At 57.5% G+C, this 1,043-nt stretch carries 2 protein-coding genes; both read left to right on the forward strand.

From position 1 onward, the window contains the following. Window positions 1-100: 100 nt before the first annotated feature. The gene (locus FHT92_RS29060) at window positions 101-403 is read left to right on the forward strand and encodes a DUF1778 domain-containing protein (RefSeq protein ID WP_183831649.1); all 303 of its coding nucleotides are present in this window, start codon (window positions 101-103) and stop codon (window positions 401-403) included. A 3-nt stretch (window positions 404-406) separates the two neighbouring features. Next, window positions 407-916, forward strand: a complete 510-nt coding sequence (locus tag FHT92_RS29065) for a GNAT family N-acetyltransferase (protein ID WP_183831651.1) — start codon at window positions 407-409, stop codon at window positions 914-916. Window positions 917-1,043: the final 127 nt, after the last annotated feature.

Consider the following 1,043-nt stretch of genomic DNA (forward strand, 5'->3'; position numbering starts at 1 on the left):
CGACGATGCCGCCGATCAGCATTGATAGCGCAAGAAACGCTGCACTCTTGATTCTTCCGGCCACTGGCCGTACATATACCAGGAAACTGGAGGCCCTGAAATGGCTCAAGCAGCAAAGAGACCGGCTACCGGTCGTATCCGCGGGGAGCGCCTCGAGACGCGCGTAACCGCCGACCAGAAACGATTGATTGAACATGCCGCTGCCCTGCAAGGGCGCACGGTGACGGATTTCGTTTTGACAAGCGTACAGGATGCGGCGCGCCGCGCCATTGAGGAATACCAACACCTGGAGCTTTCGGTACGGGACAGTCAGGCGTTTGTCCAGGCTTTGGTTGAGTCAAGGCCGGTCAATGAGCGGCTGCATGACACCGTTCGCCGCTATCGTGAGAGAACAGGCGTTTGACGGGTGGGGGCAGCGGACGACATCCCGCGGGTCGAGGTTCTCGGCCCGCAACATGACCGATCGGGGTTCGAAAGCGGCGTAGAGCCGCTCGACAGATATTTCCAGACGCAGGCCGGACAAGACGCCAGAAAAAAGATGGCGGCGCTTTTTGTGCTCGTGCTGCAGGATGGCAGCATCGCCGGATATTACACGCTCTCGTCGACGGCTGTGAGGCTTCCGGAATTGCCGGCGGCGACGGTCCGCAAGCTGCCGCGCTACCCGTTGATCCCAGCGACCTTACTGGGCCGCCTCGCAGTCGATCAACGCTATCAGGGAAGAGGTTACGGTCGGTTCCTCCTCGCGGATGCGCTCTACCGTGCCGTACGCAGTGAGATAGCATCCTTTGCAGTGATCGTGGACGCTAAGGACGAGAGCGCGAAGCGCTTCTATGAACGAGAGAGTTTTCTGCCGTTTCCGGATCAACCGTTGAAATTGTTTCGACCGATGACAGACATCGTTAAGTTGTTCGAATAAACATAACAAAGAATAACTATCCACATCGGGGGGCGAAGAAGAAATGACGGATAAGAAGGCCACGGCAGCCTCAATAGCCTTGATGAGCGACTACGCTGGCATGAAACTGTACGAAACGGCATCGCCA

Source organism: Rhizobium sp. BK377 (genome assembly GCF_014193935.1).
In the GTDB taxonomy this organism is placed as follows: domain Bacteria; phylum Pseudomonadota; class Alphaproteobacteria; order Rhizobiales; family Rhizobiaceae; genus Rhizobium.